Annotated in this window: 14 protein-coding genes and 1 tRNA gene; 9 read left to right on the plus strand and 6 right to left on the minus strand. The window is 64.1% G+C overall.

All coding sequences use genetic code 11. From position 1 onward, the window contains the following. Nucleotides 1-6 precede the first annotated feature (6 nt). On the minus strand, nucleotides 7-312 hold the full coding sequence (locus BDW41_RS22895; protein ID WP_146217289.1) for a hypothetical protein: 306 nt from the start codon (nucleotides 310-312) through the stop codon (nucleotides 7-9). Between the two features lie 499 nt (nucleotides 313-811). Here BDW41_RS22895 and BDW41_RS02795 point away from each other — a divergent pair, with 499 nt between their 5' ends. Next, nucleotides 812-2,017: an efflux RND transporter periplasmic adaptor subunit gene (locus BDW41_RS02795; RefSeq protein ID WP_074547001.1), complete on the plus strand. Its 1,206-nt coding sequence runs from the start codon at nucleotides 812-814 to the stop codon at nucleotides 2,015-2,017. A gap of 14 nt (nucleotides 2,018-2,031) precedes the next feature. Next, complete coding sequence (locus BDW41_RS02800) at nucleotides 2,032-5,286, plus strand: multidrug efflux RND transporter permease subunit (protein WP_074547000.1); 3,255 nt, start codon at nucleotides 2,032-2,034, stop codon at nucleotides 5,284-5,286. Between the two features lie 94 nt (nucleotides 5,287-5,380). Here the strand turns inward: BDW41_RS02800 and BDW41_RS02805 are convergent, their stop codons facing one another. Both BDW41_RS02805 and BDW41_RS02810 read right to left on the minus strand, forming a co-directional pair. Continuing rightward, complete coding sequence (locus tag BDW41_RS02805) at nucleotides 5,381-6,325, minus strand: sensor domain-containing diguanylate cyclase (protein ID WP_074547313.1); 945 nt, start codon at nucleotides 6,323-6,325, stop codon at nucleotides 5,381-5,383. Between the two features lie 359 nt (nucleotides 6,326-6,684). Beyond that, complete coding sequence (locus BDW41_RS02810; RefSeq protein WP_074546999.1) at nucleotides 6,685-7,845, minus strand: acyl-CoA dehydrogenase family protein; 1,161 nt, start codon at nucleotides 7,843-7,845, stop codon at nucleotides 6,685-6,687. Nucleotides 7,846-8,069: 224 nt separating this feature from the next. Here BDW41_RS02810 and BDW41_RS02815 point away from each other — a divergent pair, with 224 nt between their 5' ends. The 3 genes from BDW41_RS02815 (at nucleotide 8,070) to metH (ending at nucleotide 12,904) form a co-directional block, all read left to right on the plus strand. Then, nucleotides 8,070-8,996: a metalloregulator ArsR/SmtB family transcription factor gene (locus tag BDW41_RS02815; protein ID WP_074546998.1), complete on the plus strand. Its 927-nt coding sequence runs from the start codon at nucleotides 8,070-8,072 to the stop codon at nucleotides 8,994-8,996. Nucleotides 8,997-9,006: 10 nt separating this feature from the next. Beyond that, nucleotides 9,007-10,086, plus strand: coding sequence for a homocysteine S-methyltransferase family protein (locus BDW41_RS02820; protein ID WP_074546997.1), 1,080 nt, complete (start codon nucleotides 9,007-9,009; stop codon nucleotides 10,084-10,086). Nucleotides 10,087-10,219: 133 nt separating this feature from the next. Continuing rightward, nucleotides 10,220-12,904: a methionine synthase gene (metH, locus tag BDW41_RS02825; protein ID WP_074546996.1), complete on the plus strand. Its 2,685-nt coding sequence runs from the start codon at nucleotides 10,220-10,222 to the stop codon at nucleotides 12,902-12,904. Nucleotides 12,905-13,196: 292 nt separating this feature from the next. Here metH and BDW41_RS02830 read toward each other — a convergent pair whose 3' ends face one another. Further along, nucleotides 13,197-13,538, minus strand: a complete 342-nt coding sequence (locus tag BDW41_RS02830) for a lipid-A-disaccharide synthase N-terminal domain-containing protein (RefSeq protein ID WP_074546995.1) — start codon at nucleotides 13,536-13,538, stop codon at nucleotides 13,197-13,199. A 133-nt stretch (nucleotides 13,539-13,671) separates the two neighbouring features. Here BDW41_RS02830 and BDW41_RS02835 point away from each other — a divergent pair. From BDW41_RS02835 to BDW41_RS22900, 3 genes are all read left to right on the plus strand, one after another. Beyond that, nucleotides 13,672-13,746: transfer RNA gene (locus BDW41_RS02835), tRNA-Val, on the plus strand. Between the two features lie 728 nt (nucleotides 13,747-14,474). Further along, nucleotides 14,475-15,014, plus strand: a complete 540-nt coding sequence (locus BDW41_RS02840) for a hypothetical protein (protein ID WP_074546994.1) — start codon at nucleotides 14,475-14,477, stop codon at nucleotides 15,012-15,014. Nucleotides 15,015-15,021: 7 nt separating this feature from the next. Beyond that, on the plus strand, nucleotides 15,022-15,945 hold the full coding sequence (locus BDW41_RS22900) for a hypothetical protein (RefSeq protein WP_146217290.1): 924 nt from the start codon (nucleotides 15,022-15,024) through the stop codon (nucleotides 15,943-15,945). 244 nt (nucleotides 15,946-16,189) lie between these two features. Here the strand turns inward: BDW41_RS22900 and BDW41_RS02850 are convergent, their stop codons facing one another. Both BDW41_RS02850 and BDW41_RS02855 read right to left on the minus strand, forming a co-directional pair. Continuing rightward, the gene (locus BDW41_RS02850; protein ID WP_074546992.1) at nucleotides 16,190-16,672 is read right to left on the minus strand and encodes a hypothetical protein; all 483 of its coding nucleotides are present in this window, start codon (nucleotides 16,670-16,672) and stop codon (nucleotides 16,190-16,192) included. A 74-nt stretch (nucleotides 16,673-16,746) separates the two neighbouring features. Beyond that, the gene (locus BDW41_RS02855; RefSeq protein WP_074546991.1) at nucleotides 16,747-17,232 is read right to left on the minus strand and encodes a RidA family protein; all 486 of its coding nucleotides are present in this window, start codon (nucleotides 17,230-17,232) and stop codon (nucleotides 16,747-16,749) included. A gap of 225 nt (nucleotides 17,233-17,457) precedes the next feature. Here BDW41_RS02855 and BDW41_RS02860 point away from each other — a divergent pair. Beyond that, a partial coding sequence (locus BDW41_RS02860; RefSeq protein WP_146217291.1) for a transposase occupies nucleotides 17,458-17,593 on the plus strand: 136 nt, incomplete at its 3' end.

Here is a 17,593-nt window from a genome sequence, read left to right on the forward strand (position 1 = left end):
AAAGCCTCAAAAGGATACGCCTCGCGTCATGCCTAATCCACCTTTGTGAACGGCGAACTTCAGCCAGCGGCAGGACATGACGCCTGTGCAGCAAAGGCCATGCGAGGGTGTTTTCGCGACAACGGCGTGACAGCCGGCACGCAGCGGAAACACCCGCCTTCCATCGAAACACTTGCGGCGCTCGTGTGTTGCCTGCGCATCGGCGGACGCGACCTTCATCACCGGCCCATGCAGTACCTGGGCGTATGTCACGACGTTGCCGTCATCAAAACGTTGCGCTGCAGCAGATGAAATCGGTTCATCGCCAAGCACGGGCGACCAATGGAAACACGCGCATACCGGTGACGGGGCGTTGCAAGCAAGCGAGCAGGACGCGCAACCGGACGATCGGCACAGGCCATCGCCGCCGTGGGCTGGCACCATCCCCGCCGCACCACTTCCGGGGCGTCATGAACACCGACACCCTTCCTTCACGGAATTCAGCCAAAATTAGTACCCGGCGATCCACCAAGGGGTACAGCAATCGGATCTCAGCTCATCCCGAGAAACGCGCCAGGGCGGCCCGGAGTGCCCGCCCAGCGTGGCGAGGGTGGCTCTACAAATTGTAAACTGTACGGTATAGTCCAAGCTCGCCTTGCCTGAACGAGCCACGGCTTCCGGGCCCCGCCCGTCCTGATTTCTCCCGGTTTCCCGGGGAATGCGGACCTGCGGGGCCGCTGTGTGTTCGTCGCAAGCCATTGATTTGTCGTTGCCCGGAGAGGCCACGACGTGCTGCATCCCCGACCACATTAAAGAAAAGAATGGAGCCCACATGAAGTCCACGTCATTGCGCACACCCCTGCTGTGCCTTGGCCTGCTCTCACTGGCCGCCTGTGGCAAAGGCAAGGAACAAGGCCCGCCGCAGATGCCGCCGCCGGAAGTCGGCGTGGTGAAGGTCCAGGCCCAGAGCACGCCGCTGACCAAGGACCTGGTGGGCCGCGTGTCGGCCTTCCGCAGCGCGGACGTGCGCGCCCGCGTCTCGGGCGTGCTGCTCAAGCGCGTCTACCAGGAAGGCACGGACGTCAAGCAGGGCCAGGTGCTGTTCGAGATCGACCCGGCCGTGTACCAGGCCGCGGTGAACTCGGCCCAGGCCAACCTGGCCGCCGGCCAGGCCACCTATGTGAACTATCACAACCTGGCCGAGCGCTACCGCAAGCTGCGTCCGCAGAACTTCATCTCGCAGTCCGACTTGGACGCCGCCGAAGCCAACGAGCGCAGCAGCGCCGCCTCGGTGAAGCAGCTGCAGGCCGCGGTGGAAAACGCCAAGATCAACCTGAGCTACACCCGCGTGACCTCGCCCATCGACGGCCGCGCCGGCCAGCAGCAGGTCACCGAGGGTGCCATCGTCGGCAACGGCGCCGCCGACGCGGGCTCCAGCTCCACCCTGCTGACCACGGTGGACCAGCTCGATCCACTCTATGTGAACTTCACCGTCAGCTCCGCCGACCTCGATCGCCTGCGCGCCGCGCAGTCGGCGGGCAATGTGTCGCTGTCGGACCAGAACAAGACCACCGTGCAGGTCACCCTGCCCGACGGCAGCAAGTACGACCAGGCCGGCACGCTTGACTTCTCCGGCGCCACGGTCGACCCGACCACGGGTGCGGTGAACCTGCGCGCCCAGCTGCCCAACCCGCAGCGCCGGCTGCTGCCGGGCGCCTACGTCACCATCACCGCCAACCTGGGCGAGCAGCACAACGTGTTCCTGGTGCCGCAGGCGGCCGTGCTGCGCGACGTGGTGGGCGCGTACGCGCTGGTGGTCGAGTCCAATGGCAACGTGGCGCGCAAGAACGTCAAGGCCGACAACATGGCCAACGGCAACTGGATCGTCACCAGCGGCCTGAGCGCCGGCGACCAGGTGATCGTGTCCGGCCTGCAGGCTGTGCAGCCCGGCAAGCCGGCCAAGGCCACGCCCTACCAGCCCGACCAGAAGAAGGGCGCGCAGGCGGGCCAGGCTGGCGCGGCTGCCGGTAAGCAGTAAGGGAGCCCACCGACATGCCGAGTTTCTTTATTGACCGTCCCATCTTCGCGTGGGTGGTGGCCATCCTGATCACACTGGTGGGCACCATTTCCGTGTTGAACATGGGTATCGAGTCGTACCCGAACATCGCGCCGCCGCAGGTGGTGGTGTCGGCGACCTACCCGGGCGCCAACGCCGATACGATGGAGAAGAACGTCACCCAGGTGATCGAGCAGCAGCTCACGGGCATCGACCATCTGCTGTACTTCAGCTCCTCGTCCAACTCCAACGGCACCTCCACCATCACCCTGAGCTTCGAAACGGGCACCGACCCGGACATCGCCCAGGTGCAGGTGCAGAACAAGGTGCAGCTGGCCCAGCCGCGCTTGCCGACCGCCGTGACCCAGCAGGGCGTGGTGGTGGCCAAGAGCAACCCTGACTTCCTGATGTTCGTGTCCCTGGTGTCCAGCAACCCGGACATCGACGGCAACCGCCTGGCCGACATCATCGCCTCGCAGGTGGCCGACCAGGTGGGCCGCATCCCGGGCGTGGGCAACACCCGCCTGATCGGCGCCGAGTACGGCGTGCGCATCTGGCTGAACCCGGACAAGCTGCAGGGCTACGGCCTGGCCGCCAGCCAGGTCTACTCGGCCGTGGCCGCGCAGAACGTGCAGTTCGCCGCCGGTTCGCTGGGCGCCGACCCGTCGCCGAAGGACCAGGGCTTCACCGCCACGGTGTCGGCCGAGGGCCGTTTCTCCTCGCCCGAGGAGTTCGGCAACATCATCCTGCGCGCCAACAGCGACGGCACGGTGGTCAAGCTGAGCGACGTGGCCCGCATCGACTTCGGCCCGCAGAGCTACGGCCTGGCCGCGACGTGGAACGGCCAGCAGGTGGGCGGTCTCGGCGTGCAGCTGCTGCCGGGCGCCAACGCGCTGGACGTGGCCGACGCGGTGAAGGCCAAGATGGCCGAACTGTCCAGGGACTTCCCCGAAGGCGTCACCTGGTTCGCACCGTACGACACCACCCCGTTCGTGAAGATCTCGATCGAGGAAGTGGTGCACACGCTGGTGGAGGCCATCATCCTGGTCTTCCTGGTGATGCTGATCTTCCTGCAGAACTTCCGTGCCACGGTGATCCCCACCCTGGTGATTCCGGTGGCGCTGCTGGGCACCTTCATCGGCCTGGTGGCCCTGGGCTTCACCGTCAACCAGCTGACCCTGTTCGGCATGGTGCTGGCCATCGGCATCGTGGTGGACGACGCGATCGTGGTGATCGAGAACGTCGAACGCATCATGACCGAGGAGCACCTCTCCCCCAAGGAAGCCACGCGCAAGGCGATGGGCCAGATCACCGGCGCGGTGGTGGCCATCACCGTGGTGCTTGCGGCGGTGTTCGTGCCCTCGGCCCTGCAGCCGGGCGCGTCGGGCGTGATCTACAAGCAGTTCGCGCTGACCATCGCCGTGTCGATGGGCTTCTCGGCGTTCCTCGCGCTGTCGTTCACGCCGGCGCTGTGCGCCACCATCCTCAAGCCGGTGCACGACCACAAGAAGAACATCGTCTACCGCAAGTTCAACGATCTCTTCGATCGCGTCACGCACACCTACAGCGGCCACATCGGCAGTGCGGCGCGCCATGCACCGCGCTGGATGATGGTGTTCGTGGTGGTCGCGGCGCTGGCTGGCTTCCTGTACACCAAGCTGCCCACCAGCTTCGTGCCCAATGAAGACCAGGGCTTCGCCCTCGCCATCGTCAACCTGCCGCCGGGCGCCACCCTGCACCGCACGGAAGAGGTGATGGCCGAAATGCGCGAGCGCGTGAAGCAGAGCCCGCTGCAGGACGACATCGTCGGCATGTACCAGATCAGCGGCTTCAGCTTCATCGGCCAGAGCGAAAGCACCGGCATGGCCTTCATCAAGTTGAAGGACTGGAAGGAGCGCTCGATCACGGCCGACGACTGGATCCTGAAGGCGAACGGCGTGCTGCACGGCATCCGCGACGCGCAGATCTTCGTGGTCAACCTGCCCACCATCCGCGGCCTCAGCCAGTTCGGCGGCATCGACATGTACCTGCAGGCGCGTGCCGGCCAGTCGCATGGCGAGCTGATGCAGGCCATGGGCACCGTGGTCGGCAAGGCCAAGGACAACCACGCGCTGTTCGGCGTTCGCCCCAACTCGCTGCCCGATGCCCCGCAGTGGGACATGAAGGTGGACCGCGTGCAGGCGCAGGCCATGGGCCTGTCGGTGAGCGACGTGTACACCGCCATCCAGATGATGCTGGCGCCGGTGTATGTGAACGACTTCGTCTACGGCGGCCGCGTGAAGCGCGTGTACCTGCAGGCGGACCAGGCCTACCGCATGGGCCCGGAAGCGCTGCAGCACATCTACACGCCCAGCAGCCTGTCGCCGGGTTCGAGCAGTTCGTCCACCTACGCGGCCACGGTCAACCCGTACAACATGATCCCGATCTCCAGCGTGGTGAAGACCAACTGGGACATGGGCTCGCCGGCGCTGACCCGCTACAACGGCTACGCCGCGGTGGAAATCGTGGGTAACGAAGCCCCGGGCTTCTCCACCGGCCAGGCCATGGCCGCGCTGCAGGGCATCGTGGACAACGACCTGCCCAAGGGCTTCGGCGCGGACTGGACGGGTCAGTCGTACCAGGAAATCCTGGCCGGCAACTCGGCCACGCTGCTGATGGTGCTGTCCATCGTCATCGTGTTCCTCTGCCTTGCCGCGCTGTACGAGAGCTGGTCGATCCCGGTCGCCGTGCTGCTGGTGGTGCCGCTGGGCCTGCTGGGTACGGTGGTGTTCTCCATGTTGCGCGGCTTGCCGAACGACATGTACTTCAAGATCGGCCTGATCACGGTGATCGGTCTGGCGGCGAAGAACGCGATCCTGATCGTGGAATTCGCGGTGGAGCAGCAGCAGGCTGGCCAGTCGCTGTTCCAGGCAGTGGTCACGGCTTCGCGCCTGCGACTGCGCCCCATCCTGATGACGTCGATGGCGTTCATCCTGGGTGTGTTCCCGCTGGCCATCTCCACTGGTGCGGGCGCCAACTCGCGTCACTCCATCGGCACGGGCGTGATCGGCGGCATGATGTTCGCCACCTTCCTCGGCCTGCTGCTGATCCCGGTGTTCTACGTCACGGTGCGTCGCCTGCTGGGCGACAAGCTGGACGAGGCATCGCACACGATCCGCCAGGCCCACGGCGGCGCAGCCACCGACGCAAGCGGCGGCGGCACGCAGGGCCCGATGCAGCCGTTCGATTCGGATCCGCGCCGCGGCGCGTGATCCGGGTCCACCGGTCGTTCAACGAAAAGCCCCGGTCGAAAGACCGGGGCTTTTTCTTTGGCTCCGTGCGCCGCAACGGCGCGGCGAAGCGGGCTCACTGTTCGCCGCTCACCGTGGTGTTGCGCCCGCGCAGCTTTGCCGAATACAGCCGCCGGTCCACCAGTTCGAGAAAAGCCTGCCGCTCGTCCAGCGCCATGGGCACCACCGTGCCCGCGCCGATGCTCAGGGTCAGCGCCATGCCGGCCAACGAGCGCTCGTGCGGAATCCACTCGGTGCGGATCAGCTCGTGGCAACGCTCGGCCACCTGCGCGGCGGTGGCGGCATCAGTGTCGGGCAGCACGAGCACGAACTCCTCGCCGCCGAAGCGCGCGAGAAAATCGCGCGGGCCGCGTATCGCCTTCTCCAGCGTCTTGGCCACCACCTTCAGGCAGTAATCGCCCTGCACGTGGCCGTAGTGATCGTTGTACTGCTTGAAGTAGTCGATATCGAGCACGAGCAGCGACAGCGGCCGTCCGCTGCGCCGCGCGCCGTCCCACTCTTCCTGGAACACCGTGTCGAAGCGGCGGCGATTGGCGATGCCGGTGAGGCCATCCTTGAAGGACAACGTCTCCAGCTCGCGTTGCAGCTCCAGCAGCCGTTGCTCCGTGCGCTTGCGCTCGCTGATGTCGAACATGAAGCCGACCAGCGCATCCACGCTGCCATCGGCCTTGCGCACCACGTGGACCACGTCGCGGATCCACACGTAGCCGCCGTCCTTGCACAGCGCGCGGTAGTCGGCCTCGTGGTCCACGCCGGCCTTGGACTGCGCCACGCAGAAATTCACCGCCCAGTCGCGGTCTTCCGGATGGATGCGGTCGGCCCAGTCCTGCACGCTGACCCAGCTGTCGGGCGCCCAGCCCAGCAGTTCTTCGATCTGCGGGCCGATGTAGGAAAACGACAAGGTGTCCCACTGGATGCGCCAGGGAATGGCCTTGGTGGACTCGAGCAGGGTCTTGTAGACCATGCCCTCTTCTTCCAGCTTCTCGATGGTTTCTGACATGGGCGGCTCGCGGCGCGTGGCTTGGTATTCCCAGCCCGAAGCAACCATCGTGCCGTGCTGTGGGGCGGTGTGCGCCAGCGCGGAAGAACGCCTGTTGCCAGCGTTTTGCGGCCTCCGATCTCGTTCCGGGAACGGGCGCGGATGAAGTGGACGTCGCCGTGTTCGGTCAGTTCCCGACGTGGCGGGACGAAGCCGCGCGAGAGTCAGGGGCCGTCCTTGGCCGGAGGGGGTACCGAATCCCTGGTTGATCGCAAGTATTTGCGATTGTTCCGAAAGGCGTCAACCGCCTTCGTCCGCTCCGGCAAGCGGGAACGCAAAGAAAAACCCCCGGCGCGGGCCGGGGGCTGGGTCGGGCTCACTCAGCGCAGGCCGGTTTCGGCGCGCGCGATCACGATGCGCTGGATCTCGCTGGTGCCTTCGTAGATCTCGGTGATCTTGGCATCGCGGAAGTAGCGCTCCAGCGGCATTTCGCGGGAATAACCCATGCCGCCGTGGATCTGCACGGCCTGGTGGGAAATCCACATGGCCGCTTCCGACGCGGTGAGCTTGGCGATGGAAGCCTCGGTGCCGAAGCGGCCGCCGTTCTTCTCCGCCTCCCCCTTGGTCCAGGCGGCGCGCAGCGTCAGCAGCATGGCGGCGTCCAGCTTGCACTTCATGTCGGCAATCTTCGCCTGGGTCATCTGGAAGCTGCCGATGGGCTGGCCGAAGGCCTTGCGGTCGCGCGACCACTGCACCGACGCGTCGTAGGCCGCGCGTGCAATGCCCACCGCCTGCGAAGCGATGCCGATGCGGCCCGCGTCGAGCAGGCTCATGCCCATGGCGAAGCCCTTGCCTTCCTCGCCCAGCAGGTTTTCCTTCGGGCACACGTAATCGGTGAATTCGATTTCGCAGGTGGCCGAGGCGCGGATGCCCAACTTCGGCTCGCTCTTGCCCGCATGGAAACCGGGCAGCTGGGTATCGATGATGAAGGCCGACACGCCCTTGGCGCCGATGCCCGGCGTGGTGATGGCGAACAGGATGATGTAGCGCGCGACCATGCCGGAGGTGATCCAGCTCTTCTTGCCGTTGATCACCCAGTCGCCGTTGGCGTTCCTGGTGGCGCGCGTGTGCATGGCGGAGGCATCCGAACCGGACTGCGGCTCGGTGAGCGCATACGCGCCGATGGCCTCGCCCTGGGCGATGGCGCGCACATACTTCTGCTTCTGCTCCTCCGTGCCGTGCTTGAGGATGCCGGTGCAGAACAGCGAATTGTTCACCGACATGATGGTGGCGGTGGCCGCGTCGGCCGAGGCGATCTCGATCATCGCCAGCACATAGGCAATCGGGTCCATGCCCGCGCCGCCGTACTCCGTGGGCACCTCGATGCCCATCAGGCCCAATTGGCCCATCTCGCGGATGTTGTCCAACGGGAACTCCCCCTTCTCGTCCAGCTCCGCCGCCACCGGCACGATGCGCTTCTGCGCGAAATCGCGGGCAATGGCCTGGATGGACAACTGGTCGTCGGTAAAACGGAAATCCATGAAAGACTCCAAGGGGGATCAGGGAAGCCCTCCATTTTAGCCCGTGCGATGCGGATACCTCTGTGCGGATGCAGCAAGGAGCGAGGAGTGAGTAAAGAGGAGTGAGAAGTGAGAGAGAGCCAACCTCTGTTTTCTCACTCCTCTTCACTCACTCCTAGCTTCTTGACTAGGAACCCAGCCGGTCCTAGCCTTAAGTATCTCTGCATCGCGATACAAGGATACCCATGGACCTGGCTACCGCCTCCAGCGTGCTGCGCCTGCTGGCGGACCCCACCCGGGTGCGCCTGCTCGCCCTGCTCGAACGCGAGGAACTGACCGTGGCGGAGCTGGCCGCGGTGCTGCACCTGGCGCAGCCGCGCGTGTCCACCCATCTGGCCAAGCTGAAGGAAGCGGAGCTGGTACGCGACCGCCGGGCCGGCGTGTCCGCCTATTACCGCGCCAACGCCGAAACCGACGAGCACCTGCAGGTGCTGCTCAAATCCCTGCGCGACAACATCGACGACGCCCTGCTGCGCGAGGACGCCGAACGCCTGCCCGGCGTGCTCGCCCAGCGTGCCAGCGAGGAAGGCTGGGCCGACACCGTCGCCGGCGACATGGAGCGCCATTACTCGCCAGGCCGCACCTGGGAAACCCTCGCCCGCTCGCTGCTGCAGCTGCTGGAAACCGGCGACGTGCTCGACATCGCCTCCGGCGACGGCATCACCGCCGAACTGCTGGCCCCGCACGCCCATTCCATCGTCTGCGTGGACAGCAGCGAGCGCGTGGTGGAAGCGGCGGCGCAGCGCTTGAAACCCTTCGGCAATGTCGAAGTGCTCAAGGGCGACATGCATGCGCTCGAGCTGGGCGAACGCCGTTTCGACCTTGTGCTGATGCTGCACGCCCTTACCTACGCCGAACACCCGGCCAAGGCCGTTGCCGAGGCCGCGCGTGTGCTGCGCAGCGGCGGCCGCCTGCTGACCGTGACGCTGGGCAAGCACGACCACCGCGCCGTGGTGGAGCCGTTCGATCACCGCAACCTCGGCTTCTCCCACGACGAACTGACCGGCTTCGCCAAGAAGGCTGGCCTGGAAGCCCTGAGCTGTACGCGCCTGAGCCGCGAGCGCAAGGCGCCCCATTTCGAAGTGATCAGCCTGCTCGCCCGCAAGAAGTAAGGAGAACGCCATGAGTACCCTGCCCTGGCTCCATCCCGAACGGGTCGCCCTGCTGGAAAAAGGGCTGCGCGAACGCATCCTCGTCATCGACGGCGGCATGGGCACCATGCTGCAGGGCCATCAACTCGACGAAACCGCCTTCCGCGGCGAGCGCTTCGCCGATGGCCACGACAGCACGCATGCGCACGACCATCCCGGCGGCTGTGACCTCAAGGGCAACAACGACCTGCTCACGCTGACCACGCCGGACATCATCCGTGGCGTGCACGAGGCCTACCTCGAAGCCGGCGCGGACCTGATCGAAACCAACACCTTCAACTCCACGCGCATCAGTCAGGCCGATTACCACCTGGAACACCTCGCGTATGAGTTGAACCGCGAAGGCGCCCGCCTCGCCCGCGCCGCCTGCGATGCGTTCGAGGCGAAGACGCCGGACAAGCCGCGCTTCGTCATCGGCGTGCTCGGCCCCACCAGCCGCACCGCCTCGCTGTCGCCGGATGTCAATGATCCGGGCTTCCGCAACGTCACCTTCGAAGAACTGGTGACCAATTACACCGAGTCCGCCGCCGGCCTGATCGATGGCGGCGCCGACCTCCTCATGGTCGAGACCATCTTCGACACGCTCAACGCCAAGGCGGCACTGTTCGCCATCAGCGAGCTGTTCCGCGAGCGCGGTGCGCGCCTGCCGGTGATGATCTCCGGCACCATCACCGACCGCTCCGGCCGCACGCTCTCCGGCCAGACGGCGGAAGCCTTCTACTACTCCGTGCAGCACGCGCGGCCGATCTCCGTGGGCCTCAACTGCGCGCTGGGCGCGGCAGACCTGCGCCCGCACGTGCAGGTGCTGGCCAACACCGCCACCTGCTTCGTCAGCACGCACCCGAACGCCGGCCTGCCCAATGCCTTCGGCGAATACGACGAAACACCCGAACAGATGGCCGCCGTGATCGGCGGCTTCGCCCGCGACGGCCTGCTCAACATGGTCGGCGGCTGCTGCGGCACCACGCCCGCGCATATCAAGGCGATTGCGGAGGCGGTGCGCGATGTCGCGCCGCGCACTTTGCCTGCCCAAGCGAAGGAGGCCGCATGACGCTCCCTCTCCCCTCCGGGGAGAGGGCCGGGGTGAGGGGCCAATCTTGCCTCACCCTCGCACTACTCAGCCTTGCCGCCCGCCCCACGCCCCCACATCAATCCTCTCCCCTCCACGGAGAGGAGGACAACGCATGATGCCCCGCTACACCCGACTCTCCGGCCTTGAACCGCTGGTCATCACGCCGGGCCTGCTGTTCGTCAACGTCGGCGAACGCACCAACGTCACCGGCTCCGCGCAGTTCCGCAAGCTCATCAAGGAAGAGCGCTACGAGGAAGCCGTGGACGTCGCGCGCCAGCAGGTCGCCAGCGGCGCGCAGATCATCGACGTCAACATGGACGAGGGCCTGATCGATTCGGAAGCCGCCATGACGCGCTTCCTCAACCTGATCGCCGCCGAGCCCGACATCGCCCGCGTGCCGGTGATGGTGGATTCCTCCAAATGGAGCGTGATCGAAGCCGGCCTGCGCTGCCTGCAGGGCAAGGGCATCGTCAACTCCATCTCGATGAAGGAAGGCGAAGAACTCTTCCTCGAGCACGCGCGCAAGGTCCAGCAATACGGCGCCGCCGTGGTGGTGATGGCCTTCGACGAACAGGGCCAGGCCGACACCTGCGAGCGCAAGGTGGAAATCTGCGCCCGCGCCTTCGAGCTGCTCACCACCCGGCTCGATTTCCCACCCGAAGACATCATCTTCGACCCCAACATCTTCGCCATCGCCACCGGCATCGAGGAACACAACAACTACGCGGTGGATTTCATCGAAGCCACCCGCGAACTCAAGCGCCGCTTCCCCGACTCGCACGTGTCGGGCGGCGTGTCGAACGTGTCGTTCTCGTTCCGCGGCAACAACGTGGTGCGCGAGGCGATCCACTCCGTGTTCCTCTATCACGCCATCAGGGCGGGCATGGATATGGGCATCGTCAACGCCGGCGCGTTGATGATCTACGACGACCTGCCCGAGGAACTGCGCGAGCGCGTCGAGGACGTGGTGCTCAACCGCCGCGCCGACGCCACCGAGCGCCTGCTGGAAATCGCCGACAACTACAAAGCGAAGAAAGGCGAAGCCGTCGCCGAGAACCTCGCCTGGCGCGACAAGCCGGTGCGCGAACGCCTCAGCCACGCACTGGTGCACGGCATCGACCAGTACGTGGTGGAAGACACCGAAACCGCGCGCCTGGAATCCGCTCGCCCGCTCGACGTCATCGAAGGCCCGCTGATGGACGGCATGAACGTGGTCGGCGACCTGTTCGGCGCCGGCAAGATGTTCCTGCCGCAGGTGGTGAAATCCGCCCGCGTGATGAAAAAGGCCGTGGCGCACCTCATCCCCTTCATCGAGGAGGAAAAGGCGCGCACCGGCGATGCCGGCAAATCTAACGGCAAGATCGTCATGGCCACCGTGAAGGGCGACGTGCACGACATCGGCAAGAACATCGTCGGCGTGGTGCTCCGCTGCAACAACTTCGACGTGATCGATCTGGGCGTGATGGTGCCCACGCAGAAAATCCTGGAGACGGCCATCGCCGAGAACGCCGACATCATCGGCCTCTCCGGCCTCATCACCCCGTCGCTGGAGGAAATGAGCCAGGTCGCGCGCGAAATGCAGCGCCAGAACTTCACCATTCCGCTGATGATCGGCGGCGCCACCACCTCGCGCGCGCACACCGCGCTGAAGATCGAGCCGCACTACAAGTCTCCCACCGTATGGGTGAAGGACGCCTCGCGCGCCGTGGGCGTGGCGCAGTCGCTGGTGAGCAAGGAGCTGGTCGACAACTTCATCGCCAAGGTCAAGGCCGACTACGCCGAAGTGCGCGAACGCCATCGCAATCGCAGCGGCGGCAAGCCGCTGGTTCCGCTGGACAAGGCGCGCGCGCAGCGCTTCACCACCGATTGGGCCGGCTACGAACCGCCGCAGCCCAAGCAGCCCGGCATCACCGTGTTCGACGACTACGATCTCGCCGAACTGCGCGGGTACATCGACTGGTCGCCCTTCTTCAACGCCTGGGAACTGGCCGGCCATTTCCCCGCCATCCTCACCGACGAAATCGTCGGCAAGCAGGCCACCGAGCTGTACAAGGACGCGCAGGCGATGCTGGACCAGCTCATCACCGAAAAATGGCTGACCGCGCGCGGCGTGATCGGTTTCTGGCCGGCTGCGTCCACGGGGGACGATGTCGTCGTGCCGCTGGACGGCGGCAAGACGGTCACGCTCCACCACCTGCGTCAGCAGGTCGACAAACCAACGGACCGCCCCGATTTCTGCCTTAGCGACTTCATCGCCCCAAAACCCGCCAACAAGCAGGACTGGATCGGCGGCTTCGCCGTCACCGCCGGCATCGGCATCGACGAACACGTGGCCCGCTTCGAAGCGGCGCACGACGACTATTCTGCCATCCTGCTGAAGGCCCTGGCCGATCGCCTGGCCGAAGCCTTCGCCGAGCGCATGCACGAACGCGTGCGCCGCGAGTTCTGGGGCTACGCGCCGGACGAATCGCTGGACAACGCATCGCTGATCGACGAGAAATACCGCGGCATCCGCCCTGCCCCGGGCTATCCGGCCTGCCCGGACCACACCGAAAAAGGCACGCTGTTCCAGCTGCTCGACGCCACCCGCCACACCGGCATCGAACTCACCGACAGCTTCGCCATGTTTCCCACCGCCGCCGTGTCCGGCTGGTACTTCTCCCACCCGGACAGCCAGTACTTCGTGGTGGGCCGCCTCACCCGCGAACAGGTGGACGACTACGCCAAGCGCAAGGGCTGGACGCGCGAGGAAGCGGAACGCTGGCTGGCACCCAATCTGGATTACGATCCGGATTGAGGCGCTCAAGCCGCGCTTGCATGGTTACTGCACTATGCCTGCACCCGGTGGTCTGGGACCGCACTCCGGCCCAAACCTCGCGCAAACGCCTGTATCCCTCACCGTCATTCCCGCGAAAGCGGGAATCCAGTGCCTTTTGGCCTTCCCGCACTACGTAAAGACGCTGGATGACTCGCTTCGCTCGCCCCTTCGGGGCCGCCCTACGGGCGTTCTGCGCGCGTTGCGCTTGTCCCGCCTTCGCGGGAATGACGGTAAGGAAGTTGAGCGTCCGCGCGAGATATCGAACAGCCCCTCAAACCTCACTCTCCACCAGCGACCGCCGCTTCATCTCGCGCATATGCACGACCAGGTTGTACACCGAGACAAAGGACGGGAAGAAATTCGACAGGATGCCCACCGAGTCGTTCTTGCCGAAGATGAAGTAGGACAGCAGCAGCGCGCTGCCGATCACCGACAGCCACCAGAACGACAAGGGCATCACCACGCGCTTGAGCTTGCGCGTGTAGTACAGCTGCACGAACCAGCGGCTGGTGAACATCACCGAGCCGAGGAAGCCCACCATCTTCCAGGGCGTCAACTCGAACCGGTGCAGGGACCCGAGGATGTGGTCGAGCTGGTGGGTCAGAAAGTCCATGGACGGAGGGCCGATAGCTGAAAAGCCGAGCATTGTACCGGTTCACCTTTCAATCAACTGCCATCCCTGGGACTTTTTTTGGCCCGGAGGCTTGACCCACCCCCCCCACACCCCGTATATTTGCGCGCTCGGCGGGCGATTAGCTCAGCGGTAGAGCACTGCCTTCACACGGCAGGTGTCGCAAGTTCGATCCTTGCATCGCCCACCATAAGAATTAACGACTTAGGCCACCTACCAAGGTGGCCTATTTCTTTGTACGGATATCGGTACGGAAATTCATCCCGAAACGGTCTCCCCTCGATGGGTGCCGTGTTCCGTCGCCCCTCCCCTATCGGTAGAGTTTCCCTGACCATCCAGGGGAACCACCATGCAGCCCAATCTCCTTGCTGTCGTCGCCGCAGATGTGGGTGCTGTACCCACCGTCTCTGATAGCCGATTCGCTTGGTGGTCATCCGAAGATGCATGCGGTGTGCAGCCATCAACGCTTGCCGACCATGTGGCCCAACTTCTGGCAAATGGCCGCCCCGTTGCGCTAGGCTCTGTGTGCCCCCTGTTTGTACCACTTCGTAAAAACGAACACGCCTTAACCAACGCACGCCCAGAGAATGTCCGCCAGGACGATGGGCTGCGCCTAGGAGTGGCAGCGGCGGTGCAGGCTCGTTCACCGTGGGACCGGCGCAAGTTCCCTGAGTGCTACATCGCGTTCGGCAGAGCACGCCCGCTAACACCCCTGCCTTTCTCGATTGGCAAGCCTTCCGCGATCACGGGCGGGGCCTGTTCTTATGAGAAGCGTTCGTCACGGGGCCCAATAAAGTCGGCTCCCATACGCTCAATAGCGACGCCATTGCCTAAGCTGCACCCGTGGCTAGGCTGCGAGGATGACTTCCAAAGCCCACCGGGAAAGCCGACCAAAGAACACACGAGGGAAAGCATGGAATGACCGAGCCACTCATGGATAATGCAAAGAAATGCTTGGACATGCTGCACAAGCTACTCGGCGTGTGGTTCGTTCTTATCGTGGCCAGCGCCTATCTGCCACCATCGGCACGGATCAAGCTCCCGTTTACAGATATCACCGCCCCTGGTGATTCAGTTCGATGGGCATGCTTGTTCGCCATCTTCTTCATTGGCCTTATCGCTCACGCCATCGTTAGCATGCTCGTTCGCCTCTGCATCACCATTGAAAAAACCGAAGAAATTGAAGCCGCTTTCACATATCCGTCGGTAGCCACGCTCGGCTCACCACCAGCGCGAGCGATGTTCGGAATTGGCCTAGCATTTGTACAACACATGGTTGCTGCAACAGTGCTGCCTCAATGGAAGTTTTGGGGTGGTGACATATGGCTAGGTGTCGCTTTCGCATTCTCTACACCAATGATCTTTTTTGGCTCGAAGCTCGCCAGTTGGCAGCACACCGTCATAAAAGGTATCGAAGAAAAGGCCTCGAAGGAAAACCCATTACCTGATAGCGCGTGAGGCACCTATGGGTGAAGCAAGGAGACAACGCGAACGCGGACAACAAGGAACAACGGTCGGCGCACACCATGTCGTTATCATCGAATGGTTGTCGGTAGAAGAACGCCAAACCGGCTCGGAATTGGCAAACCGTATCCGTCCGTGGAACAAGTGCCCAGTCGTCCTTTACACCTGTAAATCCGCAGCTGACGTGATTGCAGCACTTAATGACGCGCTAGAAGATCTAAAAACGACGGGGCATGTACCCATAGTCCACTTCGAAGCGCACGGGCTCGCACCCGACGTCCATGATAACGATGGAATCGCAGGCCCTAATGGTAATGGTGGAACTGAGTGCCTGTATTGGAAGCGCCTCGCGCCTCTGCTAGGAGAAATCAACCTGCACTCCCGCTTTCGCATGTTGCTCCTAGGGGCCGCTTGCCACGGAATTAACGCGCTGGACGCCATCGAAATCACGTCTCGTCCCGCGCCGTTTACGGCGCTCATTGGCTTTAATGGCATCGTGCATCCTAGGCGTCTACTCGAAGCCATGGTGGCCCTGTACGGGGAATTGCTCGACGGTGGACACAAGATCTTGCCCAAGGCCATTGAAGTCGCAAATCGCGAGTTAAGTACTTCCCTTGGAGAAGAACTAACGCTCACTACTTGCCGCCATTTCTTCCTCGCTGCCGTAGCAACCTATGTCCAAAAGGAAATGCAGCCGGGCTACCGGGCCCAAGAGAATGAGCGTCTTCGCTTGAAGTTGATTTCGGAGCGAAAGATATTCACTACGGCAAAAGTTGATCAAATGTTTCGCACTGTTTTGCGCAACCGATTAACCGAGATAGTTGCAACCTTTTTTGCCTATGAAGCGTTACCATCCAATCGGCGGCGTTTCCCCATTAACATTGGCCGCATCATTCGCGAGCAAGAACAACTACATAACTCGTAAGCCGACCGCCCTACTTAAATCGCGCCAGCATTGGCTACGTCCTCCGGCAGCGGCTTGTAGCCGCCATTACGCCATCACCACGTTGCCAGCCCACCAGCGTGGCCACCTTGCGCCACACTTGTTCTGGAGGCGGCCAGCCGCGCCCGTGGATGCACTGACCACAACCATGCTCGCATTTGCGGCGCAAGTATGCGCGAGTCGCCCGATGGTTCCGCCTCGGCAAGCCTGTCAGCCGCCGCATACACTACTTCACCCTCGTGAAGTAGTGCGTACGCATCGCCGGCAGGCCGTTGTCGCCGGTAAAGGCCGACATCTCGACCATGGATTTGCCGTCCTTTGCCACGGTAAAGATGCGCGTGGAAGCCGGGCCGCCGTTCCTGCCGAGCGCCATGACCAGCACGTTGGGCGCGGGCATGCTCATGGCGGCGCTGTCGGCCTCGATGTTGTCCTTGACGGGTACCGGGGTGCCGTCGAGCGGATTGGTTCCCACGCTATGCGTCTTGGCGCCGCCCGCGTCCACGATGTCGACCTGCGTGGTGAGCTTGCCGGGGCCGGCGTCGCTGAAAGTGAGGGTGACGCTCTTGGGCCGCGCCTGTGGCGGCATGGGCAGGCGCGAAACGTCGACAGCCCATTGCCCCCACAAGGGCGATGGCGTCGCCGCCTCCGCGCGCGCCGATGAAGCCTGCACGGAAGCCGCGAACAACAGCATGGCCATAAGCGCTTTCATGGAACCTCCTTTGTTGCCAGGGATGCATCGGCACCGCCACGGATCATCGACCCGCATGCGGCCAACACCACGCACTACGGAAACAGCGAAAGCTCGCCTTCGATCTCCACCGGGATATTGAACGGCAACGCCGCCACGCCGACGGCACTGCGCGTATGCCCGCCCCGCTCCGGCCCGTACAGCGCGATGATCAGGTCGGAGAAACCGTTGATCACCTTTGGCTGCTCGATGAACCCGGGCGCGGAGTTGACCATGCCGAAGACGCGATGCCAGCGCCGCACCCGGTTCAAGTCACCAATGCTGCGCTGAAGGCTCGCCAGCACGGACAGCGCCACCAGGCGCGCGGACGCGTAACCCTCGGCCACCGAAAGCTCGGCGCCCAGCTTGCCGAATGGCGGCGCCATCTGGCCATCCGCGCCCTGCGGCCCGTGCCCGGAGAAGAACACGCGCGTACCGTCCACCTGCACCAGATCGAACGGCAGGCGCAGCCCGGCCGGCACCGTGAACGGCGGCGGCAGCGTCAAACCCATCTCGGCAAGGCGTGCGTCGATCTCGCTCACAGGCGCTCCGTGGTGCGGAAGGCTGGTTGAAGTGGGGTAACAGGTGTCCCGCCGAAGCCCATCGTTTCAGATGGCCTCTTTCGCGTCAAAGAGGCTGGACCAATGCCCTGGCCCCGCCCATGAAACGCTGCGTTTTCGCGGCGACCAACGTGTCCTTCTGACCTGCCCCCAGGTTTCCGTGCCAATCTGATCTAAGTAGAGTCCGTCATAACGACGAGGACGGACATGAAGAAGCGTTTTACCGACGAACAGATCATCGGCTTCCTGAAACAGGCGGCAGCCGGCGCACCGATCAAGGAGCTGTGCCGCAAGCACGGTTTCAGTGATGCCTCCTTCTACCTGTGGCGCAAACGATTTGGCG

This window comes from Dyella sp. AtDHG13, from assembly GCF_003201105.1.
Classification (GTDB): domain Bacteria; phylum Pseudomonadota; class Gammaproteobacteria; order Xanthomonadales; family Rhodanobacteraceae; genus Dyella; species Dyella jiangningensis_B.

Bases quoted from the DNA above. Each gene is read 5' to 3' on its own strand.
- BDW41_RS02795 (WP_074547001.1), top strand. From the start codon at position 812: ATGAAGTCCACGTCATTGCGCACACCCCTGCTGTGCCTTGGCCTGCTC.
- BDW41_RS02800 (WP_074547000.1), top strand. From the start codon at position 2,032: ATGCCGAGTTTCTTTATTGACCGTCCCATCTTCGCGTGGGTGGTGGCC.
- BDW41_RS02805 (WP_074547313.1), bottom strand. From the start codon at position 6,325: ATGTCAGAAACCATCGAGAAGCTGGAAGAAGAGGGCATGGTCTACAAG.
- BDW41_RS02810 (WP_074546999.1), bottom strand. From the start codon at position 7,845: ATGGATTTCCGTTTTACCGACGACCAGTTGTCCATCCAGGCCATTGCC.
- BDW41_RS02815 (WP_074546998.1), top strand. From the start codon at position 8,070: ATGGACCTGGCTACCGCCTCCAGCGTGCTGCGCCTGCTGGCGGACCCC.
- BDW41_RS02820 (WP_074546997.1), top strand. From the start codon at position 9,007: ATGAGTACCCTGCCCTGGCTCCATCCCGAACGGGTCGCCCTGCTGGAA.
- metH (WP_074546996.1), top strand. From the start codon at position 10,220: ATGATGCCCCGCTACACCCGACTCTCCGGCCTTGAACCGCTGGTCATC.
- BDW41_RS02830 (WP_074546995.1), bottom strand. From the start codon at position 13,538: ATGGACTTTCTGACCCACCAGCTCGACCACATCCTCGGGTCCCTGCAC.
- BDW41_RS02840 (WP_074546994.1), top strand. From the start codon at position 14,475: ATGACCGAGCCACTCATGGATAATGCAAAGAAATGCTTGGACATGCTG.
- BDW41_RS22900 (WP_146217290.1), top strand. From the start codon at position 15,022: ATGGGTGAAGCAAGGAGACAACGCGAACGCGGACAACAAGGAACAACG.
- BDW41_RS02850 (WP_074546992.1), bottom strand. From the start codon at position 16,672: ATGAAAGCGCTTATGGCCATGCTGTTGTTCGCGGCTTCCGTGCAGGCT.